This is a genomic window from Lentzea sp. HUAS12, assembly GCF_024125735.1.
Classification (GTDB): Bacteria; Actinomycetota; Actinomycetes; order Mycobacteriales; family Pseudonocardiaceae; genus Lentzea; species Lentzea albida.
This window is the reverse complement of the sequence record NZ_CP099738.1, coordinates 3,496,003-3,522,023: the sequence shown is the minus strand read 5'-3', so window position 1 is coordinate 3,522,023 and position 26,021 is coordinate 3,496,003. Positions and strand designations below refer to the sequence as shown.

Annotated in this window: 23 protein-coding genes; 18 read left to right on the top strand and 5 right to left on the bottom strand. The window is 70.3% G+C overall.

All coding sequences use genetic code 11. The features are described from left to right. The first annotated feature begins 66 nt into the window (after nt 1–66). The 18 genes from ND450_RS15470 (at nt 67) to ND450_RS15380 (ending at nt 19,415) form a co-directional block, all read left to right on the top strand. Entirely contained in the window at nt 67–1,026 is a 960-nt protein-coding gene (locus ND450_RS15470) for a TIGR03885 family FMN-dependent LLM class oxidoreductase (RefSeq protein ID WP_253326816.1), read from the top strand. Beyond that, nucleotides 1,023–2,531 (top strand): alpha-amylase family protein, encoded by a 1,509-nt coding sequence (locus tag ND450_RS45855; RefSeq protein WP_305885221.1) that lies wholly within the window; start codon nt 1,023–1,025, stop codon nt 2,529–2,531. Before ND450_RS15470 ends, ND450_RS45855 begins: the two co-directional genes overlap by 4 nt. Before the next feature lie 70 nt (nt 2,532–2,601). Next, entirely contained in the window at nt 2,602–3,612 is a 1,011-nt protein-coding gene (locus ND450_RS15455; RefSeq protein WP_089911495.1) for an L-erythro-3,5-diaminohexanoate dehydrogenase, read from the top strand. Beyond that, on the top strand, nt 3,605–5,152 hold the full coding sequence (locus ND450_RS15450) for an amidohydrolase (RefSeq protein WP_253327926.1): 1,548 nt from the start codon (nt 3,605–3,607) through the stop codon (nt 5,150–5,152). Before ND450_RS15455 ends, ND450_RS15450 begins: the two co-directional genes overlap by 8 nt. A gap of 3 nt (nt 5,153–5,155) precedes the next feature. Beyond that, the gene (locus ND450_RS15445) at nt 5,156–6,724 is read left to right on the top strand and encodes a lysine 5,6-aminomutase subunit alpha (protein WP_253326815.1); all 1,569 of its coding nucleotides are present in this window, start codon (nt 5,156–5,158) and stop codon (nt 6,722–6,724) included. Then, on the top strand, nt 6,721–7,473 hold the full coding sequence (locus tag ND450_RS15440) for an OAM dimerization domain-containing protein (protein WP_253326814.1): 753 nt from the start codon (nt 6,721–6,723) through the stop codon (nt 7,471–7,473). The genes ND450_RS15445 and ND450_RS15440 overlap by 4 nt, the downstream gene beginning before the upstream one ends. A 26-nt stretch (nt 7,474–7,499) precedes the next feature. Next, nucleotides 7,500–7,868 carry a hotdog fold domain-containing protein gene (locus ND450_RS15435; protein ID WP_253326813.1) on the top strand — a complete coding sequence of 123 codons (369 nt, stop codon included), beginning with the start codon at nt 7,500–7,502 and terminating at the stop codon, nt 7,866–7,868. Between the two features lie 68 nt (nt 7,869–7,936). Then, complete coding sequence (locus ND450_RS15430) at nt 7,937–9,349, top strand: DUF4331 domain-containing protein (protein WP_253326812.1); 1,413 nt, start codon at nt 7,937–7,939, stop codon at nt 9,347–9,349. 16 nt (nt 9,350–9,365) lie between these two features. Beyond that, nucleotides 9,366–10,391, top strand: a complete 1,026-nt coding sequence (locus ND450_RS15425) for a hypothetical protein (protein WP_253326811.1) — start codon at nt 9,366–9,368, stop codon at nt 10,389–10,391. Continuing rightward, nucleotides 10,388–11,704, top strand: a complete 1,317-nt coding sequence (locus ND450_RS15420; RefSeq protein ID WP_253326810.1) for a nickel/cobalt transporter — start codon at nt 10,388–10,390, stop codon at nt 11,702–11,704. The genes ND450_RS15425 and ND450_RS15420 overlap by 4 nt, the downstream gene beginning before the upstream one ends. A 15-nt stretch (nt 11,705–11,719) precedes the next feature. Beyond that, on the top strand, nt 11,720–12,034 hold the full coding sequence (locus tag ND450_RS15415; protein ID WP_253326809.1) for a hypothetical protein: 315 nt from the start codon (nt 11,720–11,722) through the stop codon (nt 12,032–12,034). Nucleotides 12,035–12,108: 74 nt separating this feature from the next. Beyond that, a complete protein-coding gene (locus ND450_RS15410; RefSeq protein ID WP_089911465.1) occupies nt 12,109–12,456 on the top strand; it encodes a GntR family transcriptional regulator in 348 nt (115 codons plus the stop codon). A gap of 193 nt (nt 12,457–12,649) precedes the next feature. Then, the gene (locus ND450_RS15405) at nt 12,650–13,258 is read left to right on the top strand and encodes a trans-aconitate 2-methyltransferase (protein ID WP_253326808.1); all 609 of its coding nucleotides are present in this window, start codon (nt 12,650–12,652) and stop codon (nt 13,256–13,258) included. 226 nt (nt 13,259–13,484) lie between these two features. Further along, nucleotides 13,485–14,648 carry an acyl-CoA dehydrogenase family protein gene (locus tag ND450_RS15400; RefSeq protein WP_253326807.1) on the top strand — a complete coding sequence of 388 codons (1,164 nt, stop codon included), beginning with the start codon at nt 13,485–13,487 and terminating at the stop codon, nt 14,646–14,648. After that, the gene (locus ND450_RS15395) at nt 14,645–16,636 is read left to right on the top strand and encodes an acetate--CoA ligase family protein (RefSeq protein ID WP_253326806.1); all 1,992 of its coding nucleotides are present in this window, start codon (nt 14,645–14,647) and stop codon (nt 16,634–16,636) included. The genes ND450_RS15400 and ND450_RS15395 overlap by 4 nt, the downstream gene beginning before the upstream one ends. A 187-nt stretch (nt 16,637–16,823) precedes the next feature. Next, on the top strand, nt 16,824–17,849 hold the full coding sequence (gene rho, locus ND450_RS15390; protein ID WP_371927710.1) for a transcription termination factor Rho: 1,026 nt from the start codon (nt 16,824–16,826) through the stop codon (nt 17,847–17,849). An 11-nt stretch (nt 17,850–17,860) separates the two neighbouring features. Beyond that, on the top strand, nt 17,861–18,985 hold the full coding sequence (locus ND450_RS15385; RefSeq protein WP_253326805.1) for a Glu/Leu/Phe/Val dehydrogenase dimerization domain-containing protein: 1,125 nt from the start codon (nt 17,861–17,863) through the stop codon (nt 18,983–18,985). 10 nt (nt 18,986–18,995) lie between these two features. Then, entirely contained in the window at nt 18,996–19,415 is a 420-nt protein-coding gene (locus ND450_RS15380; RefSeq protein WP_253326804.1) for an SRPBCC family protein, read from the top strand. On the opposite strand, the gene ND450_RS15375 is transcribed toward ND450_RS15380, so the two are convergent. From ND450_RS15375 to ND450_RS15355, 5 genes are all read right to left on the bottom strand, one after another. Further along, nucleotides 19,412–19,966, bottom strand: a complete 555-nt coding sequence (locus ND450_RS15375; RefSeq protein WP_253326803.1) for an EF-hand domain-containing protein — start codon at nt 19,964–19,966, stop codon at nt 19,412–19,414. The genes ND450_RS15380 and ND450_RS15375 overlap by 4 nt on opposite strands. A gap of 17 nt (nt 19,967–19,983) precedes the next feature. Further along, nucleotides 19,984–22,377 carry an excinuclease ABC subunit UvrA gene (locus tag ND450_RS15370; RefSeq protein ID WP_253326802.1) on the bottom strand — a complete coding sequence of 798 codons (2,394 nt, stop codon included), beginning with the start codon at nt 22,375–22,377 and terminating at the stop codon, nt 19,984–19,986. Nucleotides 22,378–22,429: 52 nt separating this feature from the next. Beyond that, nucleotides 22,430–23,146 carry a GNAT family N-acetyltransferase gene (locus tag ND450_RS15365; RefSeq protein ID WP_089911436.1) on the bottom strand — a complete coding sequence of 239 codons (717 nt, stop codon included), beginning with the start codon at nt 23,144–23,146 and terminating at the stop codon, nt 22,430–22,432. A gap of 1 nt (nt 23,147) precedes the next feature. Continuing rightward, nucleotides 23,148–23,702 carry an EF-hand domain-containing protein gene (locus tag ND450_RS15360; RefSeq protein WP_253326801.1) on the bottom strand — a complete coding sequence of 185 codons (555 nt, stop codon included), beginning with the start codon at nt 23,700–23,702 and terminating at the stop codon, nt 23,148–23,150. Nucleotides 23,703–23,771: 69 nt separating this feature from the next. Continuing rightward, nucleotides 23,772–25,832 carry a hypothetical protein gene (locus ND450_RS15355; protein ID WP_253326800.1) on the bottom strand — a complete coding sequence of 687 codons (2,061 nt, stop codon included), beginning with the start codon at nt 25,830–25,832 and terminating at the stop codon, nt 23,772–23,774. Between the last annotated feature and the right edge of the window lie 189 nt (nt 25,833–26,021).

Here is a 26,021-nt window from a genome sequence, read left to right as displayed (position 1 = left end):
CACACGGCTCCCGGTTCGGATCGGTTCAACGCTTCCTCGAAGAAGCTTTTGGGTACTTCGAAGCGCATGACCGTTTACGGCATCCACGCGTCACATGAGCAGATCCACCCATCCGGTCTGCTGGCCGCCGTGCGCCGCGCCGAGGAGGCCGGGTTCGGCGCCGCCATGAGCTCCGACCACTTCTCGCCGTGGAGCGCGCGCCAGGGCCAGTCCGGGTTCGCCTGGTCCTGGCTCGGCGCGGCGCTGCAGGCCACGAACCTGCCGTTCGGCGTGGTCACGGCCCCCGGCCAGCGCTACCACCCGGCGATCACGGCCCAGGCGATCGGCACGCTCGCCGCGATGTATCCCGGCCGGTTCTGGGCGGCGCTCGGCACCGGTGAGGCCAGCAACGAGCACATCACCGGCGACGGGTGGCCCCGCAAGGACGTCCGCACGCGACGACTCCGCGAGTGCGTCGACGTCATCCGCGCGCTCCTGCGCGGTGAGGAGGTGAGCCACGACGGCCTGGTCACGGTCGACCGCGCGAAGCTGTGGACACTGCCCGACGAGGTGCCGCTGCTGATCGGCGCCGCGGTGAGCCCCGCGACGGCCCGGTGGTGCGCCGAGTGGGCCGACGGCCTGATCACCGTCAACGCCCCGCCCGAACGGCTGCGCGAGGTCGCGGACGCCTACCGCGACGCCGGTGGCCGGGGCAAGCTCCACCTCCAGGTGCACCTGAGCTGGGACCCCGACGAGGACGCGGCCCTCGCCACGGCGCACGAGCAGTGGCGCAGCAACGTCTTCCAGCCGCCGGTCTGCTGGGACCTGGAGATGACCGACCACTTCGACGTCGTCTCCGAACGCGTCACGCCGGAGCAGGTCGCCGAGGTCGTGAACGTCTCCTCCGACCTGAAGTGGCACGCCGAGCAGCTCAACGCCTACGAGGAACTCGGCTTCGAGGAGATCTACCTGCACCACGTGGGCCAGGACCTGACCCCGTTCGTCGACGCGTTCGGCGAGCACGTGTTACCGGAGGTGAGCGCGTGATCCGCACGTCCGACGTCTGGTGGAAGAACGCCGTTCTCTACTGCCTCGACATCGAAACGTTCAGCGACGAGGGCTTCCGCGGTGCCACGGAACGCATCGACCACCTTCACGCCTTGGGCGTCACGTGTGTGTGGTTGATGCCGTTCTACCCGACGGCGGAACGCGACGACGGCTACGACATCACCGACTTCTACTCGGTCGACCCCAGGCTCGGCACGCTGGGCGACTTCGTGGAGTTCGTGCGCGCCGCACGCGACCGAGGCATGCGCGTGATCGCCGACCTCGTCGTCAACCACACCTCCGACCAGCACCCGTGGTTCCACGACCCGGCGAAGCGCGACTGGTACGTCTGGGCCGACGAGCCGCAGGAGGACGGGCCGCAGGGGATCACGTTCCCCGACAAGGAGGACAGCCTCTGGGAGTACTCGGAGGAGGTCGGCCGCTACTACCTGCACCGCTTCTACAAGCACCAGCCCGACCTCAACGTCAGCAATCCCGAGGTGCGCGACGAGATCGCCCGGATCATGGGCTTCTGGATGGAACTGGGGCTGAGCGGGTTCCGCGTCGACGCCGTCCCGTTCCTGCTGGAGCACAACGACCCCAAGGACGCCATCAAGCTCCCCGACCCGCACGAGTACCTCACGGACCTGAGGGCGTTCCTCAACCGCCGCAACGGCGAGGGCGTGCTGCTCGGCGAGGTGAACCTGCCGTACAAGGACACGATGCCCTTCTACGGCCAGGGCGTCGGCGACGAGCTCACGATGTGCTTCGACTTCGTCGGCATGCAGGCGATGTACCTGGCCCTGGCGCGGAAGTCGACCGGTCCGCTGGTCAAGGCCCTGCAGGAACGACCGAAGCCGCCGCGCGACGGCCACTGGGCCACGTTCGTCCGCAACCACGACGAGCTGACCCTGGACAAGCTGCCGCCCGACGAACGCCAGGAGGTCTTCGACGCGTTCGGCCCCGACCCGGACATGCAGCTCTACGGACGCGGCCTGCGCCGGCGCCTGCCCGGCATGCTCGACGGCGACCAGCGCCGCATCCGGATGGTCTACAGCCTCCTGTTCACCCTGCCGGGTACGCCGGTGCTCTTCTACGGCGAGGAGATCGGCCTGGAGGAGGACCTGTCGCTGGAAGGCAGGCTCGCGGTCCGGGTGCCGATGGACTGGGAGGCGGCGGGGGAGCAGCGCCACGACCCGGACTCGCTGCTGACGTGGATGCGGCAGCTGGTCGAGTGCTACCGCGAGTGCCCCGAGCTGGCGTGGGGCGAGGTGCAGGTGCTCGACGTCGGCGACCCGTCCGTCTTCGCCCACCGCGCCGACTGCGACGGAGGCGCCGTGATCGTCGTGCACAACTTCGCCGACCAGGACGTGACCGTGCGCGTTCCGGCCGAGGGGGTGCTCACCAACGTGCTCACCGGCGAGGACGTGAAGCCGGCGAAGACCGGGGCCAAGGTCGACCTGGCGCCCTACGACTGCCGTTGGTTCCGCCTGAAGGTCGAGTGATACTTGCGCAGTCTTTACGCTTCACGTGAAGATATCTTCGAGACAGCGTCGTCGACCGAAGGATTTTCGCGTGAGCGCGTACGGACTGCACCGTGTCCTCGACCCCGCCGGCGTCCTGCCCCAGCAGGCGTGGCGGCTCGACGCGGAACCCGTGCCCGCCGCGGACGAGGTGGTCGTCGCGGTCGAGCGGCTCAACCTCGACGCGGCGTCGTTCCGGCAGCTCAGGGAGCAGCACGGCAGCGGCGCCGCGGTCCGGCAGGCCGTGCTCGACATCGTCGCCGAGCGCGGCAAGATGCAGAACCCCGTCACCGGATCGGGCGGCATGCTGCTCGGCACCGTGCTCGAGGTCGGGCCGGAGTCACCGCTCGGGTTGAAGGCGGGCGACCGGATCGCGACGCTGGTCAGCCTCACGCTGACGCCGCTGAAGATCAACGACGGCCTGCAGGACTGGGACGGCGAGGACGAGCAGGTGCCGTGCCGCGGGACCGCCGTGCTGTTCGGGCGGTCCATCGCGGCCGTGCTGCCGGACGACATGCCGAACGAGCTGGCGCTGTCCGTGCTCGACGTGTGCGGTGCACCGGCGCTGACCGACCGTGTGGTGCGCAAGCACCCTGGTGGGTCGGTGCTGGTGCTCGGCGGTGGAGGCAAGTCCGGGTCGCTTTCTCTCGCGGCCGCGCGTCAGGCCGGTGCGTCGCGCCTCGTCGCGTTGGTGCCGACGGAACGTGAGGCCGCGCAGGTCCGTGAGTCCGGTCTCGCGGACGAGGTCGTGATCGCGGACGCACGCAATCCGGTCGCTGTGGCGGAGGCCGTGGGCAAGCAGGTCGACGTCACGGTCGTGTGCGTGGACGTGCCCGGATGCGAGCACGGCGCCATCCTCGCGACCGCGGACGGCGGCACGGTGATCTTCTTCTCGATGGCCACCTCGTTCAGCGCCGCCGCTCTGGGAGCGGAGGGTCTCGCGGCCGACGTGGAGATGATCGTCGGCAACGGCTATGTGCCCGGTCACGCCCGGTTCGCGTTGGACCTGGTCCGCAGCCAGCCGGGTGTGCGGGCCCTGTTCGAGCAACGGCAGACTGCGTGACGTGAGTACGCAACTTTTGGTCGGCGGCCGCATCTACGCACCGGATGCGACGGCGATGGCCGTCACGGACGGTGTCGTCGTGTGGATCGGGCAGGACTCGGTCGGACGCGCGCTGCACCCCGACGCCGAGGTCATCGAGCTGGGCGGCGCCTTCGTCGCGCCCGCGTTCGTCGACGCGCACGTGCACGCCACGTCCGCCGGCCTGCTCCTGACCGGCCTCGACCTGACCCGCACGTGCTCCGCGGACGAGCTGCTGCAGCAGGTCCGCGACGCCGAGGGGCCCCTCGTGTGGGGTCACGGGTGGGACGAGACGCGCTGGCAGGAGAACCGCCCGCCGACGCGCGCCGAGATCGACGAGGCCGCCGGGGGCAAGACGGTCTACCTGTCGCGCATCGACGTGCACTCGGCCCTGGTCTCCTCCGACCTGGTCACCGACGAGGCCCGGACCGCCGACGGCTACTCGGAGGACGGCCCTCTCTCGCGTGCCGCACACCACCACGTGCGCGGCACGGCGAAAGCCGCCATCACCTCCGAACAGCGCCAAGCGGCCCAACTGGCGTTCCTGCGCCACGCGGCGTCACAGGGCATCGCGTCCGTGCACGAGTGCGCGGGTCCGGACATCTCCGGCGAGGACGACCTGCGTGAGCTGCTCGCGCACACCGAAGGCCCCGAGGTCACGGCCTACTGGGGCGCCCACGAGCTGCCGGACGTTCCGGTGCGCGGCCTCGCGGGCGACCACTTCGTCGACGGCGCGATCGGCTCCCGCACCGCGGCCCTGACCGAGCCCTACGCCGACGCCGACACGTCCGGAGCGCTCTACCTGGACGCCCGCCAGATCGCCGACCACCTGGTCAAGTGCACCGAACTGGGCGTGCAGGCCGGGTTCCACGTCATCGGCGACGCGGGCATGGCCGCCGTCGTCGAGGGATTCGCGCTCGCGGAGAAGGCGCTCGGCACCCCCGAACTGGCCTCCGCCCGCCACCGCCTCGAACACGTCGAGATGGTGACGAAGGAGCAGGCGGAGAAACTGGCCGGGTGGGGCGTCATCGCCTCCGTCCAGCCGCTGTTCGACGCCGAGTGGGGCGGGCCGGACGGCATGTACGCGCAGCGGCTCGGGGCCGAGCGCGGAGTGGGGCTGAACCCCTTTTCCCGTCTCGCCGCCGCCGGTGTCGTGCTCGCGTTCGGGTCGGACACCCCGGTGACCGCCATCGACCCGTGGGCCGCCGTCAAGGCCGCCGTGCACCACAGGACCGACGGCCACGGCGTTTCGCCCCGTGCCGCCTTCACCGCCCACACGCGTGGCGGCTGGCGCGCGGCGGGCGTGGACGACGGCCTGACCGGCACGTTGCAGCCCGGCGCGCCCGCGACGTACGCGGTGTGGGAGACCGGTGACCTGGTCGTCGCCGGAAGCGACGCCCGCGTGCAGCGCTGGTCGACCGACCCGCGTTCGGGCGTGCCCGGACTGCCCGACCTCACCGGTCCCGCGCCCGTCTGCGTGCGGACCGTGCTGAACGGCCGGACTATCTACGAAAGGAAGTGACACGTGGCGTTGCTCGACCTCGATCCGAAGGTGGTCGCCACCGCGCGCAGGCTCGCGGCGCGGGCGGCCGAACCGGTGGTGTCCCTCGCGAAGGCGCACACCACCGTCGCCGTCGAGCGCGCCACCCTCCGCCTCGCGGGCATCACCGGCGCGGACTCGACGCACCGCGCCGGTGACGTCCCGTGGGTCAACCGCGTGATCGACACGGTCCGCGAGCAGTGCGGGCTGGAGCACGGCGTGGTGCTGCCCGCGTTCCACGCGTTGAAGCAGCACAACCTCGGCACGCTCACCGAACTCGCCGAGGCCACGGCCGCGGGACAGGTCCAGTTCACGATCCCGACCGGCAAGGACCTGACGGCGGCCCGGAAAGCCTCCACGTCCGCTGTCGCGAAGGGACTGAAGACGGTCGACCGCAACCGGGCCCAGCGCGACAAGCTCGTCGCCAAGTGGGGTGACCCGGCGCAGCGCCCGTGGATCTACCTGATCGTCGCGACCGGTGACATCGACGAGGACGTCGTCCAGGCCCAGAACGCGGCCCGCGCGGGTGCCGACATCATCGCGGTCATCCGCTCGACCGGCCAGTCGCTCCTGGACTACGTGCCGGAAGGCGCCACGCACCACGGGTTCGCGGGCACCTACGCCACGCAGGAGAACTTCCGGATCATGCGCGCGGCCCTCGACGACGTGTCGAAGGAGGTCGGCCGGTACGTGCGGCTGACCAACTACGCGTCCGGCCTGTGCATGCCCGAGATCGCCGTCCTGGCCGGGCTCCAGCGCCTCGACATGATGCTGAACGACTCGATGTACGGAATCCTGTTCCGCGACATCAACCCGATCCGCACGTTCGTCGACCAGCGCTTCTCCCGCCAGGTCCACGCCCGCGCGGGCATCATCATCAACACCGGCGAGGACAACTACCTCACCACCGCGGACGCCGTCGACGCCGCGCACACCGTCACCGTCTCCCAGCTCCTGAACGAGCACTTCGCCCACGAGGCGGGACTGCCCGACCACCTGCTGGGCCTCGGTCACGCCTTCGAGATCAACCCGAAGGTGCCCGACTCGTTCCGCCTCGAACTGGCGCACGCCCTGCTGGCGCGCGAACTCTTCCCGGACGCGCCGCTCAAGTGGATGCCGCCGACCAAGCACATGACCGGCGACGTCTTCGACGGCTACCTGCTGGACGGGTTCTTCAACCTCGCGGGCGTCCTGACAGGACAGTCCATCCTGCTCGTCGGCATGATGACCGAGGCCGTCGTGACTCCGTTCCTCTCGGACCGCGACCTGGCTCTGAAGAACGTCCGGTACGTGCTCAACGCGGCGGGCAGCCTCGCCGAGGACTTCCGGCCCGCGCCGGACGGGCTCATCGTCAAGCGAGCGCACCAGGTGCTGGGCGAGGCCGTGGACCTGTTGGAGCGCGTCGTCGACGACGGCCTGCTCAACGCCATCGCCGACGGCACGTTCGGCCTGATGAAGCGCCCGGCGGACAAGGGCAAGGGCGCGGACGGCGTCGTCGAGAAGGCCGAGACGTACTTCAACCCCGCGAGCGAGATGCTGGAGGCCGCGCAGTGAGCGACACCAAGAAGTACGTGCGGCCGTACGGCGACACCACGGGCGACGGCATGATCCAGACGTCCTTCACCCTGCCGATCCCCTTCGGTCCCAAGGCGGACGGCGCGGCGCTGCAGCTCGCGAACAAGATGGGCATGGACCCCGCGATGGTGGTCCACTCGAACCCCATCGGCGACGACTTCACGTTCTTCGTCGTCTACGGCTCGGTGAAGCACCTCGTGGACCTCGACGAGGTCAGGGTCGTCGAACGCGAGTACCCGCTGCTGTCACCGTCCGAAGTGAACAGCACCTTGAAGAAGGTGTTGCGGCGCAAGCTCGTTGTCGTCGGCGGCTGCATCGGCACGGACGCGCACACCGTCGGCATCGACGCGATCCTCAACATCAAGGGCTTTGCGGGCGAGAAGGGCCTCGAGTACTACCGCGAGCTGAAGGTCGTGAACCTCGGCGCACAGGTGAGCGTTCCCGAGCTCGTCCGCAGCGCGCGCGCCGAGAAGGCCGACGCCGTGCTGATCTCCCAGGTCGTCACCCAGCGGGACGCGCACATCCTGAACACGCAGGAGATGTCCGCGGCGTTCCGCGAGGCGATGGGGGACAGGCGTCCGCTGCTGGTCGCCGGCGGCCCGCGGTTCGACCCGCTGATGGCGGGCGAGCTGGGGGTTGACCGGGTGTTCTCCCGGGGTACCACGCCGGGCGAGGTCGCGAGCTACCTGGTGCACGCGATGCAGGCAAAGAGAGGGGTCGCCGCGTGAGTGGGGCTTTGGTCGAAGGTTTCTCGGTGACTCACCGCCGTTACGTGCCGCATTCGCACGCGCATTACGGCGGCAACCTGGTGGACGGGGCCTACGGGCTCGGCATGTTCGGGGACGTGGCGACCGAGCTGCTGACCCACACGGACGCCGACGAGGGGTTGTTCGCGGGCTACAGCTCGGTCGAGTTCGCGGCGCCGATCCAGGCCGGTGACGTCGTCGAGGCGACGGCGACGCTGGTGCGCATCGGAAAGCGGTCGCGGGAGATCGAGTTCGAGGCGCGGGTGGTGTGCCGTTCGGCGCCCGAACGCGGTCCTTCGGCGGCGGGCGTACTGCCTGAGCCGATTGTCGTAACGCGCGCCCGCGGCACGGTCGTCGCGCCGAAAGCCGCGGAATAACACGAAAATTTAGTCCGAACCGCCTGGCGTCCTGCTTCGAATCCCCGCCGTGGGAAGGGAGCAGGACAATGCCAAGTAGCAACAAACAGCGATTACGCCGGGGTGCGATCGCCGCGGCCGTGGTCGCGGTCGCGGCGGCGATACCGGCGGCACAGGCCTCGAGCCACCGCGAGGCACCGCTGATCGCCGCGGACCCTTCGGTCGACAACACCGACGTGTACGCCTTCACGAGCCCCGACAAGCCGGACACGGTCACGCTCGTCGCGAACTGGTTCGGGGTGCAGGAACCCAACGGTGGCCCCAATTACTACCCGTGGGCGACGGACGCGCGGTACGACCTCAACGTCGACTCCGACGGCGACGCCGTGCCGGACAAGACGTTCCGCTTCACGTTCACCACGGACGACCGGCGGGGCAAGGCGAACACCTTCCTCTACAACAACGGGCCGGTCACGTCGATCAACGACGACAACCTGTTGTTCCGCCAGAACTACACGCTCGAGCTCATCGAACCGGGCAAGACCACCCAGCTCGTCAAGGGCGGCCGCGCGGCTCCGTCGAACACCGGCCCCGCGTCGTTCCCGAACTTCGGCGCGATCAGGGACCAGGCGACGGCGAAGATCCCCGGTGGCGGCCAGGTCTACGTGGGACCGTCCGAGGACTCGTTCTTCCTGGACCTGCGGGTGTTCGACCTCCTCTACGGCGGGAACCTGAAGGAGGTCAACCAGGACACCCTGATGGGCTACAACGTCAACACCATCGCCATCCAGGTGCCCAAGACGATGCTCGCGCTGAAGGGCGACCCGAAGCGCAACCCGGTGATCGGCGTCTGGAGCGACACCGAGCGCCGCACGCTGAGGCTCGACCCCGGCAAGGCGACGCCGCAGGGCGGCTTCGTGCAGGTGTCGAGGCTCGGCAACCCCCTGGTCAACGAGGTGGTGTCGTCCGCGCCGCTCAAGGACGCGTTCAACGGCCTCGAACCCGTCAACGACGCGAAGGTCCAGGCGCTGCTGGACCGGGTCAACGACCCGGAACTGGCCCGGCTGATCCAGACGATCTACGGCATCCCCGCGCCGAAGACGCCCCGCGCCGACCTGGTCGAGATCTTCCTGACCGGCATCACGACGAAGGCCGGCGGCCCGATCAAGGCCGATCTCAACTCGCAGCTGAAGAACGCCGACGTGGACCCGAAGCGGTTCCAGCCGTCGGAGATGTTGCGGCTCAACATGTCCACGCCGGTGACCCGCAACCCGAACCGGCTCGGCGTGCTCGGCGGCGACCTCCAGGGGTTCCCGAACGGGCGCAGGCTCACCGACGACGTCGTGGACATCGAGATCCAGGCCGTGGTCGGAGCGGCGTTGACCGGCAAGCTCGTGCCGGCGCTCGCCAAGGGTGACCGCGTGAACGGCAACGACGTTCGCTTCGGTGACCGCTTCCCGTACGTCGGACTGCCGAGCAACCAGGCGGTCAACTCCCGCTAGACGAGGGTGCCCTCACATGTGGAAACCACTTCCGCTGCTGGCTGCCCTTCTGGCCGTCGCCGCCTGCGCTCCCCCGCAGGCGGCGACACCCGCCGCCACGCAGACCTCCTCCTTGCAGCGCAACGCCGAGGCGTTGCAGGCCAAGCTCCGCCGAACCCCTCAGGACGCCGCCGCGTGGGCCCAGCTCGGAGCCACGCACGTCGAGCTCGCCCGCGTCACGTTCGACCCCCAGCACCACCCCCGCGCCGAGAAGGCGCTCACCGAGTCGTTGCGGCTCAAGCCGGAAGGCAACGGTGAGGCGTTCATCGGCCGCGGAGCACTGGCGAACGCCCGGCACGAGTTCGCCGCCGCCCGCGACTGGGGACAGCGCGCGGTCGCGGTGCTGCCGGACTCGGCGGCGGCGCAGGGCGTGCTGGTCGACGCGCTGACGCAGCTCGGTGACGACACCGGTGCTTCGGTCGCGCTGCAACGCATGCTGGACCTGCGGCCGGGCGTGGCCTCGTTCACCCGAGCCGCCTACCACTTCGAGCTGCACGGCCGTCTGGACGAGGCGCGCGGGGCGATGGAGCGGGCACTGGAGTCCGCGACGACACCCGACCAGGCCGAGTTCTGCCGGCTGCACCTGGACGAACTGGCCGGGCGCGACCGTCCACTGGAGACCTACCGCGAGCTGGTGTCGAAAGCGCCGTCGCCGGAACACCTCGTCAAGTACGGCAGGGCACTGGACAAGGCGGGCAGGTCCGTCGAGGCGCGGGCGCAGTACGACCTGGCGTTGCAGCAGCTGCGCGCGTTGGGAGGCGACGACCTCACCGCGGCGTTGATCGCCGCGGACCACGGTGATCCCGCCGAGGCGTTGCGGTTCGCGGAGAAGGAGTGGGCGAAGCGGCAGAGCGTCTTCACGGCGGACGCCCTCTCCTGGGCCCTGCACGTCAACAAGCGTTCGGCGGAGGCGCTGCCGTACTCGGACAGGGCCGTCGCCCTGGGCTGGCGCGATCCCGAGGTGCTGCGGCACCGCGAGGCGATCCTGGGGAGTCTGCGATGAGGGTGTTCCTGCTGGTGCTGTTCGGGATGCTGTTGATGAGCGGGGTGGCGCAGGCCCACCCGCTGAGCAACCTGAGCGTGAACCACTACGACGGGCTGAAGGTGTTCCCCGACCGGATCGAGCTGCGGTCCGTCGTGGACAGTGCGGAGATCCCCACCCTGCAGGACAGGGAGTTCGTCGATGCCCGCAAGCGCTGTGCGGAACGCGCGAAGTCGCTGGACGCGATGGCCGACGAGCAGCGGCTCCGGTTCGAGGTGCTCGACGCCGGCGTCGTGCGCCCGCCGGGGGAGGCGGGCCTGCCCACGATGCGCCTGACGTGCGAGTACACGGCTCCGCTGCCGGTGCGCGGCGAGGTCGAGGTGACGTTCAGCGACTCGTACCTCGAGAACAAGCCCGGCTGGCGCGAGATCACCGTCATCGGTGTCGACATGGCGGTGTCGGGAGCGCCGTCCGACTCGGTGAGCAACGAACTGCGCACCTACCCGGACGACCTGCTGTCGTCCCCGCTGGACGTCCGGGCGGTGCGGTTCCTGGCACAACCGGGTGAGGGGTCCGCCGTGACCGCGCCCGGAGTCATCGGTGAAGCCACGAAGGCGGCCGTCGGACTGGTGGGTGATCTCACCCCGGTGGTCGGAATCGGTGCGGTCCTGCTGTCTCTGGTGCTGGGGGCGTCGCACGCGGCGCTGCCCGGCCACGGCAAGACCGTGATGGCCGCCTACCTGGCGGGTTCGCGAGGAACCCGCCGCGACGCATTCCTCGTGGGAGCCACGGTCACCATCACCCACACGGCGGGGGTACTGGTGCTGGGGCTGCTGCTCAGCGCGTCCAGCGCGATCGCGGGCGAGTCGGTGTTGCGCCGGCTCGGCATCGCGAGCGGCCTGCTGGTCGCGGTGATCGGAGGAGTGCTGCTCCGCTCGGCGGTGCTGGCACGTGGTCGCACGCGGCACGACCACGGACATGGTCATGGGCACGGTCATGGACACGGCCACGGACATGGTCATGGGCACCGCCGGGCGGGGCTCGTCGGAATGGGGGTGGCGGGCGGCCTGGTGCCGTCCCCCTCCGCCCTCGTCGTGCTGCTGGGCGCCATCGCGCTCGGCCGCACCTGGTTCGGCGTGGTGCTGGTGCTCGCCTACGGCCTCGGCATGGCGGCGACGCTGACCGCCGCGGGCCTGCTGCTCGTCTCGCTGCGGGACCGGTTCGGGCCGCGCCTGGCCCGCTTCCGCAGGCTCACGGACCTCACGCCGCTCGGCACCGCGGCACTGGTGATGGCAGTCGGAATCGGTCTGGCCACGCGCGCGCTGGCCGGTTGACCAAGGAGAAGGATCATGAAGAAGCTCATCGTGCTGGCCGCCACCGCCCTCGCGCTGGCCGCGTGCAGCACCACCGAAGGCACGCCCACCGCCCAGTTCGACGACGAACGCCAGGGCGACATCTCCTGCATGAAGCACCAGGAGCAGACACCGGGGGAGGCGTACTTCGACGAGGGCAACTGGGACACCGTCGTCTCGTTGTCGATCCTGCGCTACTACACCTCGAACGGCGCGAAGCCGTACTGCGACGGCAAAACCGCCACCGAGGCCGACCAGGGCTGGCGCAGGCTCTACGTGCAGATGGGTGCCGAGAAGAACAATCTGCGCTGAATCGACCGCAACCTCCGCCCCGTTCTCCCGTTGGTCAATACAGAAGTAGCTACAAGTCGGGGAGGACAGGCGCAGTGAAGATCGACCACCAGGGGGAGACTCCTCCGTACGAGCAGGTGCGAGTGCACTACGCGCACGCCATCTCGAACCGGGAACTGCCGGTGGGAGCGAAGCTGCCCACGGTGCGCGCCCTGGCGAAGGACCTGGGCCTGGCCGTGAACACCGTGGCGCGCGCCTACCGCGAACTCGAGGAGGCCGGCCTGGTCGAGACCAGGGGCCGGGCCGGCACCGTGGTCAGCGCGAACGGCGACAGCAACCGCGAGCGGGTGCGGGCGGCGGCGGCCCAGTACGCGGCGATGTCCGCGGAACTGGGCCTCTCGTCGCAGGAGGCCATGGAGATCGTGCGCGCGGCACTGCGGTAGCGGTCACCCACCCGGGTGGATCGCGTTTTCTGGAACTGCGAGGTTCCGGAACGGTCACCACCATGATCACGTTCCCGCTCCCGTGATCATGAAGGTGCGCCGCATGCCCGACGCGACGTTCGACCCGATCGCCGACCTGTACGACAGGTTCGCGTCCCTCACCTAGGACCCCTTCCGCCGCTGGATCTCGAGCGTGCTGCCCGCGTCCGGCGGCCGGGCGGTGGACCTGGGCTGCGGCTCGGGCCGTTTCCTGGACCTGCTGACCGACCGGTACGCCGAGGTGATCGGCGTCGACGCCTCCGCGCGCATGGTCGAACTGGCCCGGCCGCGGTTCCCGTCGGTGAAGTTCGACGTCGGCGACCTGTGGGACGCGACACCGGAACGGATCGGCGTCTTCGACCTCGTGCTGAGCGTCAACACCCTGCACCACCTCGGTTCCGACCCGGTGGCGTACCTGTCGCACGTGCGGCGGCTCGTCCGTCCCGGCGGGCAGGCCGTGATCATCGACGTCGTCCGCCACACTCCGTCGTGGGCCGCCAATCCGGTGGCCTACCGCGTCTACCGGTTCGGGCGCACCGTGCGTGGCGCGATCCGGGCCGGGGTGTCGCGCGGGTCCGTCGGTGACGCGCTGGCGGCCGTGCGGTTGAAGCGGCACGCGCGGTGGCAGAGTCTGGCGGCGGACGCGCACGTGGTGAGCCGTCAGGAGTTCCGCCGCTCCTACGGGCAGGTGTTCCCCGGAGCGGGGTTCAGCGACTCCGTCGAGTCCAGCGTGTGCGCGATGAGCTGGGTGCGGGAGCGGTAGCGGGGTGGTGACCGCCCCCGCGCCGCACGGCGGCCGAATGGACGTGTCAACCCACCGTTCGGCGATCTCTGGACAACTCCGCGTGGGCCTGCCGCCACCTATCGCACACACCCCCGGTCACCAGCGGATTTGTCACCCGTTCGCGCTCTTTCTTCGTCTCCTGGCGGAGCTAGGCTGCCTCCTGGACCGAGAATAACTGACTCGTCAGTCAATCTAGGGGTGCACGATGGGGCGGACCGTCCGCGACGGCCTGCGGCTCACGGCGGAACAGCACCAGCTCGTCGAGCTGGCCGGGAGGTTCGCCGCCGAGGAGATCCGCCCGCGGGCACGTGCCGTGGACGAGGCGGACGTCGAGTCGCCGCTCGACCTGTGGGAGAAGGCGTCCGCGCTCGGGCTGACCTCGTTCATGCTGCCCGCGGAGGTCGGTGGCGGCGGCGCGGACCTGCTGACGCAGGTGCTGATCCAGCAGGAGCTGTGCCACGGCGACATCGGCATCGGCAACCTGATCACGTCCAACGGCTTCTTCAGCGCCCCGGTCGAGCACCTCGGCACGCCCGAGCAGCGGGACCGGTTCCTCCGGCCGCTCACGAAGGACCGGCCGCCGCTCACCGCCGTCGCCGTGACGGAGCCCGGCAGCGGGTCGGACGCGGCGAGCATCCGGACGTCGGCACGACGCGACGGCGACGGGTACGTCCTCAACGGACAGAAGACCTGGATCTCCAACGCCCCGTACGCCGAGGTCTTCGTGATCTTCGCGACGGTGGACCCGGCGCTGAGGTCGCGTGGTGTCACGGCTTTCGTCGTCCCGCGGGACGCGCCGGGGCTCCGCGTCGGGCCGCCGTTCCGCAAGATGGGACAGCGGGCGATCGTCAACGCCGAGGTGTTCCTCGACGACGTGCGCGTGCCGGTGGACAACCGGCTCGGCGAGGAGGGGCAGGGGTTCGCCGGGCTGATGCGGACGTTCGACGCCTCGCGGATCCTCATCGGCGCGGCCACGACCGGACTCGCCCGCGCCGCACTGGACTTCGCCTCCGCCTACGCGGCGCAGCGCGAGCAGTTCGGGGTGCCGATCCACCGGCACCAGGCGGTGGCGTTCCGGCTCGCGGACATGGCCACCCGCGTCGACACCTCGCACCTGCTGACCGTGCGCGCGGCCACGTTGTACGACGAGGGGCACGCCGTGGCGCAGGAGTCGGCGATGGCCAAGCTCGTCGGGTCGGAGAACGCCATGTGGTGCACGCACGCGGCCGTGCAGACGTTGGGCGGCTACGGGTATTCGCGCGACTACCCCGTCGAACGCTGGATGCGCGACGCGAAGCTCGAGGAGATCGAGGAAGGCACCTCGGACATCCAGCGCCTCGTCATCGCCAGAGGCCTGGGTGCGCGATGATCTTCTCCGACCCCGCCTCCGTCGCCGTGGTGGGCGCCAGTGACGACCCGGCCAAGTGGGGCCACTGGCTCGCCCGCGGCGCCCTCACCGGTCACGAACGCCGTGCCGTGCACCTCGTGAACCGCGGCGGGGGTGCCGTGCTGGGGCGGCCCACGGTGCGTTCACTGTCCGAACTGGACGAAGCTCCCGAGCTGGTGGTCCTCGCCGTGCCCGCCGCGCACGTGCCGGCCGTGGTGGACGAGGCGCTGGCCGTCGGCGTGCGCGGGTTCGTCGGCATCACCGCCGGCATCGACGACCGGGTCATCCGCCGGATCCGCGAGGCGGGCGCACGGCTGCTCGGCCCGAACTGCCTGGGCGTGTTCGACGCGGCGACGTCGCTGCACCTCGCGTGGGGCCGGTTCCAGGCGGGATCGCTGGGCGTCGTGTCGCAGAGCGGGCAGGTCGGCCTGGAGATCGCCGGGCTCGCGGCGTCGTCGGGCATCGGGGTCTCGCGGTTCGTGTCGGTGGGCAACCAGGCGGACGTGACGGCGGCGGAAGCGTTGCTGGAGCTCGTCTCCCACGACCTGACCACAGTCGTGGGCGTGTACCTGGAGAGCTTCGGGCCCGGGATCGTGGCGGCCATGTCGGAACTGCGCGAGGCCGGCAAACCCGTGGTGCTCCTCACCGTCGGCTCGTCCGTCGCCGCCCAGGAGGCCGCCCGCACGCACACGGGCGCGCTGACGTCCTCTTTGGACGTGGTGGACGCGGCCTGCCGGAAGGCCGGGGCCCTCCGCGTGCCGACACCCGCGTCGCTGGTCGACCTCGCGGCCGTGCTGACCACCGGGGTACCGCGCGGGCGCAGGGTCGGCGTCGTCTCCGACTCGGGCGGTCAGGGCGCCATCGCGGCCGATCTGGCCGTGGCGAACGGATTGCAGGTGCCCGCTCTGTCCGCTGTGGACGATCTGCCCGCCGGCTCGTCGAAGCGCAACCCGATCGACCTCGCCGGGGCGGGGGAGCGGGACATGGCGAACTACGCCCGCGCGGTCGAGGTCCTCGTGCGCGGGGGCGAGGTCGACGCGGTCGTCCTGTCCGGCTACTTCGGCAGCTACGGCGAGGACACGCCGTCCCTGGAGGCGCTGGAGGTGGCCGTCGCCGACCAGATCTGCGCGCTGGCACGAAGATCCGGCGTCACCGTAGTGGTGCACAGCATGCGCGACGACTCCGCCGCGGTGCGCGCCTTACGAGCGGGCGGCGTACCGGTGCAGCACACGATCGAACGCGCGATGGCGTCAGTGGGCCACGCGAGCCGCCTGTCCGGAAGCTCCCCCGAGGTGGCGCCGCGGGCCGCGACGACCGGCCCCTTCCATCCCGGCTACCTGGCCGCCCGCGAACTCCTGAACTTCGTGGACTTCCCGCAGGCCCACGCCGTCACCACGACCGCCGACGTCGAGGCGACCACCCTGAAGGGCCCGTTCGCGCTCAAGGCCGACTGGCTGACCCACAAGAGCGAGCACGACGCCGTCAAGACGAACGTCACGAACCCGGCGGCCGCCTTCGAGGAGATGCGGGCACGCCTGGGCCCCGGCACGTACGTGCTCGAAGAGATGGACACGCGCGAGCACACCGTGGAGCTGATCATCGGCGCCCGGCACGACGACTCGTTCGGCCCGGTGGTGCTGGTGGGCGCGGGAGGCGTCCACGCGGAGCTGTTCAGGGACACCGTCGTCGAACTCGCGCCCGTCACACCCGCCACCGCGCGGGACATGCTGGGGCGCCTCGTCTCGGCCCCGCTCCTGGAGGGCTGGCGCGGTGCTCCCGCACCCGACGTCGCGGCACTGGCCGAGGTGATCGCGCAGGTCTCGCAGACGCTGGCGGCCAGGCCGGACCTCGCCGAGATCGAGCTGAACCCCGTGCGGGTGGGGCCGGACGGGGTGCTGGCGGTCGACGCGCTCGTCGTGTCCGGAATAACGAGCGCGGGTCCGGTGTTGTCTGCTACAGTCCGTTCGTAACCGGCGGTGCGCACGGCGCACGTAAGTTCCGATCCCGCTGCTGGACCATCCGAGATCCGCAGCGCACACCCCACCAGTTTCTGAAAGCTGGCGGACGCAGATCCAGCGCTCTCCTCCGGCACGGCCACGGCCTGCGCGCGGAGTCGACGAGGCGCACCTGAAGCAACCCTCCCGAAAGGACAGACCGATGCACATCGGTGTACTCGACATACGCAACAACAAGGCATTTCTCGTTGACGGACCTCAGGTTCCGCAGAGTCTCGTCCGGCAGCACGACCTGCGCCGCGGCGACCAGATCAGCGGTGAGGCCGAGAACGACAGGCTCACGAGCGTCGACACGGTCAACGGGCGCAAGCCGCACCGGCGGGCCAGGTTCGAGGACCTCACCCCGCTCTACCCCAACGAGAGGCTGCGGCTGGAGCACGACCCGGACGAGCTGACGAGCCGGGCGATCGACCTCGTCATGCCGGTCGGCAAGGGGCAGCGGGCGCTCGTCGTGGCGCCGCCCAAGGCCGGCAAGACCATTGTGCTGCAACAGATCGCGCAGGCGATCGCCAAGAACAGCCCCGAGGTCCACCTCATCGTCGCGCTCGTCGGTGAACGGCCCGAGGAGGTCACCGACATGCGCACGACCATTCCCGGCGAGATGTTCACCTCGACGTTCGACGAGCACCCGAACGAGCACATCCGGGTCGCCGAGCTCGCCGTGGAGCGGGCCAAGAGGCTCGTCGAGGAGGGGCAGGACGTGGTGATCCTGCTCGACTCGCTGACCCGGCTCGGGCGGGCCTACAACCTCGCCCAGCCCAACGGCGGTCGCATCCTCAGCGGTGGCATCGACGCCAGGGCGCTGACGCCGCCGAAGCAGTTCCTCGGGGCCGCGCGCAACATCGAGGACGGCGGCAGCCTCACGATCTTCGCCACGGCTCTCGTGGAGACCGGGTCGCTGGCCGACACGGCGATCTTCGAGGAGCTCAAGAGCACCGGCAACGCCGAGCTCAAGCTCGACCGCAGGGCGGCGCAGCGGCGGGTCTACCCCGCGATCGACCTGCAGCAGTCCAGCACGCGCAAGGCGGAACTGCTGGTCTCACCACAGGAACTGGCCATCACGGACGCCCTCAGGCGGGCGATGGCCGACCGCGAGATCGACGTCGTCGTCGACGGACTGCGCAAGACGCGGAGCAACGCCGAGTTCCTCCTCCAGATGTCGAGGTGATTGACTGACGGATGAGCTTTCTCGAGGTCACGTGGACCGATCCGGCCACGGGAGCGCGCGGGTTCCTCGTCATCGACCGGCTGGTGCGCGGGGTGAGCAGCGGGGGACTGCGCATGCGCGCGGGCTGCACGCTCGACGAGGTGCGCGGACTGGCCGAGGGCATGACCGCCAAGGAGGCCCTCAACTACGACCCCGAGGCGCGGTACGTCCCGCTGGGCGGCGCCAAGGGCGGTATCGACTTCGACCCCTACGACCCGCGCGCGAAACAGGTCCTCACCGCCTACCTGTACGCCATGTCGCCCTACGTCGAACGGTTCTGGACCATGGGGGAGGACCTGGGGCTGCGGCAGTCCGCCATCGACGAGGCCATCGCGGAGATCGGCCTCCAGTCGTCCATCCAGGCCGTCTACCCGCTCCTGGACGACGAGCGGAAGGCCCGCGAACGCCTCGCGGAGGCGTTCAGGACCACCGTCGACGGCATCGGCCTCGACGAACTGGTCGGCGGCTACGGCGTCGCGCAGGCCGCGCTGGCCGGCATCGAGCACCTCGGCCTGAGCAACCCCACCGCGTTCGTGCAGGGCTTCGGCTCCATGGGCGGCGCCACCGCGCGCTACCTCGCCAAGGCCGGGGTCAGGGTCGTCGGTCTCGCGGACGTCCACGGCGTCGTCGCCAACCCCGCCGGCCTCGACGTCGAAACCCTCCTGCTGTCCCGAGATGCGCACGGCGGCATCGACCGCGCGAAGCTGCGCCCGCAGGACCGGCGGCTCGACCGCGACGCGTGGCTCGACGTCGAGGCGGACGTCCTCGTGCCCGCCGCCACGAGCTACGCCATCAACGCCGCGAACGCGGGCAGGGTCACCGCGAAGCTGGTCGTCGAGGCCGCCAACATGCCCATCACCGCGGACGCCCACGTCGACGCGCTGGTCATCCCGGACGTCATCGCCAACTCCGCCACGAACTCCTGGTGGTGGTGGACCCTCTTCGGCGACGTCGACCCCACGGCCGAGTCGGCGTTCGCGAAGATCGGCGCGACCATGCGCCGGCTCGTCGCGCAGGTCGTCGACCAGCCTTCACCCCGCAAGGCGGCCCGGGAACTCGCGGTCGCGGCCCTCGATGAGATCGACGCGCGGTTCTAGAATCGCGACCATGCCAGGCCTGCGGAACACCAGCACGATCGCGGCCCCTCCGGAGCGGGTCTGGGCGGTGGTCGCCGACGTAGAACGCTGGCCCGAGCGGATCCCGACCGTCGACTCCGTGGAGCGCCTCGACGCCGGACCGCTCGCCGTCGGAGCGAGGACGAAGCTCAAGCAGCCCAGGCTGTCCGAGGCGATCTGGACGGTCACCGAGCTGACCGAGGGCGTGTCCTACACCTGGGAGTCGAAGTCGCCCGGCGTCACCGTCGTCGCCACGCACCTGGTCGAACCGCACCCGGAGGGCACGAAGCTCACCCTCTCGCTGACCGTCGAGGGGCCGCTGGCGGGCCTCGGCTGGCTGCTCACCAAAAAGATGACGCAGCGGTACGTCGAGACCGAGGCCGCGTCCATCAAGCAGGTCGCTGAGGGCTAGAGCGGCCCCAGCAGCCACGCCCCCGGCCCGTCCGCGTCCTCCGAGAAGTAGTAGGCCCGCAACGCCGCCAGCAGGTCCTCGGTCCCGATCAGACCGTCACCGTCGTGGTCGAGCCGGGCGTGCGCCGCCCGCGCGTCGGCCTCCGGCACGTTCATCAACGCGAGCGACCACAGGACGTGCTCCTCGACGCCCAGGTAGCCGTCGCCGTCGTGGTCGGCGACGGCCAGCAGCGCGTCCAGGTACGGCACGTAGACGTCGTCGAACGCCTCGGGCCGTCCCAGCAGGCCCCGCACGAACGCCGACTTGTACTCGGCCAGGCTGATCCGCTCGTCGTCGTTCGTGTCCGTCATGGCGGCGAGGTGACCCCAGACGCTGAGCAACTGCTCGTGGAACCGCTTGGCGGGCACGTCGTCGGGGGTGAGGCCGAAGGCCTCGGTCAGCCGGGCGCTCGCCAGGTCGAAGTCGGAGCGCTCGACGAACCCGTCCTGGTCGCTGTCGTAGGTGGCGAACCTGCGACTGAGCCTGCGATCCAGGAACGGCGTGATTTTCATGCTCCCTTGTTACCCGCTCACCGCTTCTTGCGTCGCGCCGGGGCACCCACGTAGTCCGCGAGGTGCTCGCCGGTCAGCGTCGAGCGGTCCGCCACCAGGTCGGCGGGGGTGCCCTCGAACACGACCTTGCCGCCGTCGTGGCCGGCACCGGGGCCCAGGTCGATGATCCAGTCGGCGTGCGCCATCACGGCCTGGTGGTGCTCGATCACGATCACCGACTTGCCCGACTCGACCAGGCGGTCGAGCAAGCCGAGGAGCTGTTCGACGTCCGCGAGGTGCAGGCCGGTCGTGGGCTCGTCGAGGACGTAGATCCCACCCTTGTCCGCCATGTGCGTGGCGAGCTTCAGGCGCTGCCGCTCACCGCCGGACAGCGTGGTCAGGGGCTGGCCCAGCGACAGGTAGCCGAGGCCGACGTCCTTCAAGCGCTCCAGGATCGCGTGCGCCGCGGGGGTGCGGGCCTCACCCGAGCCGAAGAACTCGACCGCCTCGGCGACGGGCATCGCGAGGACCTCGGAGATGTCGCGGCCGCCGAACTTGAACTCCAGCACCGCCTGGTCGAACCGCTTGCCCTCGCAGACGTCGCACGGCGACTCGATCGTCGCCATGATGCCGAGGTCGGTGAAGACCACGCCGGCGCCGTTGCAGTTCGGGCAGGCGCCCTCGGAGTTCGCGCTGAACAACGCGGGCTTCACGCCGTTGGCCTTGGCGAACGCCTTGCGGATCGGCTCCAGCAGCCCGGTGTAGGTCGCGGGGTTGGAGCGGCGCGAACCCTTGATCGGCGTCTGGTCGACCACGATCGCCCCCGAGTCCTTCGGGAGCGACTGGTGGATCAGCGACGACTTGCCCGACCCCGCCACCCCCGTGACGACGGTCAGCACGCCGAGCGGGATGTCCACGTCGACGTCGCGCAGGTTGTTCGCGGACGCCCCGCGGATCTCCAGAACGCCGGTCCTGTCCCGCACCGACGGCTTCAGCGACGCGCGGTCGTCGAGGTGGCGGCCGGTCACCGTGTCCGACTTGCGCAGCCCCTCCAGCGAGCCTTCGAAGCAGATCGTGCCGCCGCCCCGCCCGGCGCCCGGACCGAGGTCGACGACGTGGTCGGCGATCGCGATCGTCTCGGGCTTGTGCTCGACGACGAGGACGGTGTTCCCCTTGTCCCGCAACCGGAGCAGCAGGTTGTTCATGCGCTGGATGTCGTGCGGGTGCAGGCCGATCGTCGGCTCGTCGAACACGTACGTCACGTCGGTCAGGGCCGAGCCGAGGTGCCGGATCATCTTGACGCGCTGCGCCTCACCGCCGGACAGCGTGCCCGCCGGCCGGTTGAGCGACAGGTAGCCGAGGCCGATCTCGACGAACGAGTCGAGCGTGTGCGCCAGCTTCTCGATCAGCGGCGCGACGGACTTGTCCTTCACCCCGCGGATCCAGTCCGCGAGGTCGGTGATCTGCATGTCGCACAGGTCCGCGATCGAGACGCCCTTGATCTTGGACGACCGCGCCGCCTCGGTCAGGCGGGTGCCGTCGCAGTCGGGGCACGTGCCGAACGTCGCCGCGCGGTCCACGAACGCGCGGATGTGCGGCTGCAGCGCCTCGCGGTCCTTCGACAGCATGGACTTCTGCAGCTTCGGGATCAGGCCCTCGTAGGTCAGGTTGATGCCGTTGACCTTGATCTTGACCGGGTCCCGGTAGAGGAAGTCGTGCAGTTCCTTCTTGGTGTACTTGCGGATCGGCTTGGCCGGGTCGAGGAATCCGGACTGCGCGAACGTCTGCACGGTCCACTGGTTGTCGACGTTGTAGCCGGGCACCTTGATGGCGCCCTCGAGGATCGACTTCGACTCGTCGTAGATCTCGGTCATGTCGAGGTCGGAGACCTTGCCGCGCCCCTCGCACCTCGGGCACATGCCGCCCGTGATCGAGAACTCGCGGCGCTCCTTGACCTTCTGACCGCCCTTCTCGATCGTCACGGCGCCCGCGCCGGAGATCGAGGCGACGTTGAACGAGAACGCCTGCGGGCCGCCGATGTGCGGCGCGCCGAGGCGGCTGAACAGGATGCGCAGCATGGCGTTCACGTCGGTCGCGGTGCCGACGGTCGAGCGCGGGTCGGCGCCCATCCGCTGCTGGTCGACCAGGATCGCCGTGGTGATGCCCTCCAGCAGGTACACCTCGGGACGCGGCAGCGTGGGCATGAAGCCCTGGATGAACGCGCTGTAGGTCTCGTTGATCAGCCGCTGCGACTCCGCGGCGATCGTGCCGAACACGAGCGAGCTCTTGCCGGACCCGGAAACGCCGGTGAAGACCGTCAGGCGGCGCTTCGGGATCTCGACGTCGACGTCGCGCAGGTTGTTGACCCGCGCGCCCTGCACGCGGATCAGGTCGTGGGTGTCGGCATCGTGCGCCGCCGCTGTCCTGGTCATGGCGCAAAACTAACTCGGAGGCGCGGCTCCTGCCTTCTTGATTCCTGATCGGTTACGCACGAATCCGGTAGTGGTAGGTGCAGACCTCGCGGAACCCCGTGCGTTCGTACAGCCGGAACGCCGTGGTGTTCGCTTTCTCCATCTGCAGGTACATGTGGTTCGCCTCGCGCGCGGCCGCCCACGACGCTAAGGCGGCGAGCACGGACCGTGCGGCGCCTTGACCGCGTGCGTGCGGCAGCGTCGCCATGCCGAACACCCCGGCCCACCCGTCCTCGGCCACCACGCGTCCGACGGCCACCACCTGGCCGTCCACCTCCGCGTACGCGTACGCGCTGGGGTGCTCCACGCGGCTGAGCAGGTCGCGTTCGGCGCTCACGTCCCGGGTGGTCACGGCCTGCCACGCCGCCAGCCACTCGTCCGTCGGCCGGGGCGCCACCTCACCCGCGTCGGCGTGCGACTGGCGCAGCACGTCGGCGGTCGAGGCGATCTGCAGCGACATGTCGTGACCGCGTGCGTACCCCCTGTCGCCGAGCGTCCGATCGAGGTCGTCGGCGCACACGCCCGGCGTGATCTGGAACCGCACCCCGGACCCGCGCTCGGCGCAGAACTCCTCGGCGACGGCCACACGGTCCTCGCGGTCGTGCGGCAGCACCGCGCTCACCCACCAGGCGTCACCGGGGGAGTGCCGCAACCACCAGCCGCCCGCCTCTTCGACGTGCGCGGCAGGCTGAGCCCGTGCCGCGTGCTCCTGCAGCGTCTTGAGCAGCACGTCAGTCCAACGACCCCAGCAGCCAGTTGCCGGCCTCGGCGGGGTCCTCGGAGAAGTAGAACTCCCGGATCGCCGCCAGCAGGGCCTGTGTGGACAGCAGTCCGTCCTCGTCGGACAGCAGGTCGTGGATGCCGCGCGCGTCGCGTTCCGACAGCCCCATCAGCGCGCCGGTCCACTTGACGTGCTCCTCGACCGTGAGCTTCCCGTCGCCGTCACCGTCCGCGACCGCCATCACGGCGTCGAGGAACGGCAGGTAGCCCTTGTCGAACGACTCGGGCGTCTCCAGCATCCCGTTCGCGAACGCCGTCCGGTACTCGTCGACGCTGATCCGGCCGTCGCTGTCCTTGTCGGTCACCGACACCAGGTGCTCCCACAGACCTAAGAGCTCGTCGTGGAACCGGACGGCTTTCGGGTCATCGGCCGCCAGGCCGAAAGCTTTCGTCGTGCGCTCGCCCGCCTGGGTGAAGTCCTCCCGCTCGATGAACCCGTCGCCGTCGGTGTCGTACGTGCGGAACCGGCGGGCCAGCTTGCGTTCCAGGAAGGCGGTGATTTCCATGAGGCCCTTTTACCTCATTCGGCTGCGAAGCAACACGTCCGTTTCCATCCAGTGGGTGGATCTTCACGTTCAGCGGCGCCCACCTCCGGACAGGGCGCTCGCGACGACCGCCATGCCGAGCATCCCGATCACCGCCGCCACTCCGCCGACCGCCGGTTTCGACACCTGCTCGACGTGCGCGACCTTGCGCGGGGGTTCCGGCACACCGGGGTTCGTCACCGGCGGCTCGGGTGCGGGCGGCACCGGGGCGCTCGCCGACTCGATCCGGACGACCGCGCTCACGCTGACCGCCCCGCCCGCACCCGCGCCGGACACCGTCAGGCGGGAGTTGACCGGGGCGAGGACCTGGCAGGTGTAGGTGACGCGCTGACGGGGCTCCAGCACCGGGAACGTCCGCCGGCACGCCGCAGGCTCGCCCTCGACGCGGACGTCGGCGATCGGCACCTCCGACAGGTTGCCGACCGTGACCGTGACGACCACCGGTTCGCCTTCGGCCGCGCGGTCCTTCGACCAGGCCGCGCTGATCGACAGTCGCGGGTAGACGACCTGGACCTGCACGGACGCCGACGCCTCGACCTTGCCGCCGAGCCTGTCGGCCGCGGTGACGGTGGAGGTGAGCGCGCCGCTCTCGTCGCCCGCGGGGACAGTGCAGTCGACCGCGGCCGTGGCGCCGGGATCGAGCTGGCCCTGCATGGCGTCGCACTCGCCGTTCGCCCGCGCGGCCAGGCCGAAGAGCGGGGTGTCGCCGGTGTTCGTGACGGTCGTCGTGAACTCGACGGCCTGGCCGGGGAGCGCGGTCTTCGGTTCGGCCGGGGCGGCCGCGCTCAACGCCGGGCGCAGCACGTCGACGGCCGACTCCTTCCGCACGGACAGCGGATCGCCCGCGAGACTCGTGCCGGTGGCCGCGACGGTCGTCAGGTAGTCGTCGTCGGCCGCCGTGGACTCGCACGTGTGTGTTGCGGTGGCGTGTGGCGCGATCGTGCCGATCGGATTGCCGCACACCGTCACGTCCGCGGCCGGTGCGTCGCCGGCGTTGGTGACCGTGGCCGTCTGGGTGACGACGTCCTTCGCGTGGGCGGCGGGTTTCTCCGGGGCGACGGCGAGGGTGAGTTCGGGCAGCGGGAACGACCACGTGACGCTTTGGACCAGAAACGCGTCGTCCGCTCTCTTGAAGCCCAGCTCGGCGCTCTTGGTGCCGGGCTTCAGCACGTTCTCGTCGAGGGTCACCGTGCGCGCGTCGACGCTCATGTTGTTGAGGTGCTCAGCACCCTGTGCGGACGACACGAACGCGTTGCGCCCGCCGATCGACGTGCCGTTGACGAGCATCTGGTCGCCGTCCGTGGCCCAGTCGCCCTCGTAGGCGGTGAAGCCCACCCGGACGACCCCACCGGCGGGGTGGGTCGGCGCGATCGGTGTCGTCAGCACGGGTTTCCGCGTGGGGAGGCGGACGTGACCGCCGTGGACCGCGACGTGGCGCTTCGCGGGGGCGGCGGCGGTGGCGTCGGCGAACTTCCACACGACCGTCAGCGACCAGCCGCCGAAGCAGTCGAACCCTTGCGGCGCCCAGACGTTTCCGACCGTGACGGTGCCGCTCGTGAGCGCGCGGGTCACGTCGGCTTCGGCGCTGTAGAAGGCGTTGTCGGTGTGGGAGAGGTCGTCCGGGCTGTCGATGACGAACTCGCCGGGGGTGACGCGGGTGCCGTTGAGGACGACCGGATCCCGGGGCGTGCCCGGTGGGTCGACGGCGTCGTGGCAGGTGGCGCTGCCCGCCCAGCCGAGCTTGGCGTACGCGATCGTCGCACCGGCCGGGATCGTGAGCTCGGCGCTGGAGGAGTTGAACGTGGTCGCGTCGCCGTCGACGTCGTTCCACATCATGCGGTGGCCGTTGTTGAGCGCGGAAGGACCGCTTCCCTTGCGGTCCAACGCGTCCACACAGGACTGCGGCGGGTACTTGGGGTGGTGCCCGGCCTGCCCGGGCGTCGGACAGGTGAGGACGGAGTTGCCGACGACCACGACGTCGCCGTACACCGCCTCGTCGAACTGCGTGCGCCACACCTCGGCCGCGGCGACCGGCCCCGGCGTGAACAACGGGAGCAGCACCACGACGGCGATGAGGATCGGTACACGCATGCCACGCCTTCCGGTCGGGTCGGCGCACAGGTTGGCACGCTTCCGCGCGCTTGTCACCGCCCGTTGATCACGCCGTGCTCACTCTCCGTTCAGGATCTCCGGGGTCGGTTTCCCTGTTCGTGTCAACGGCTCCCTCGCGCGGGACCGATGTGGACGTGCTGTGTGCCCGATCATGGCCCCGTTGGTCTT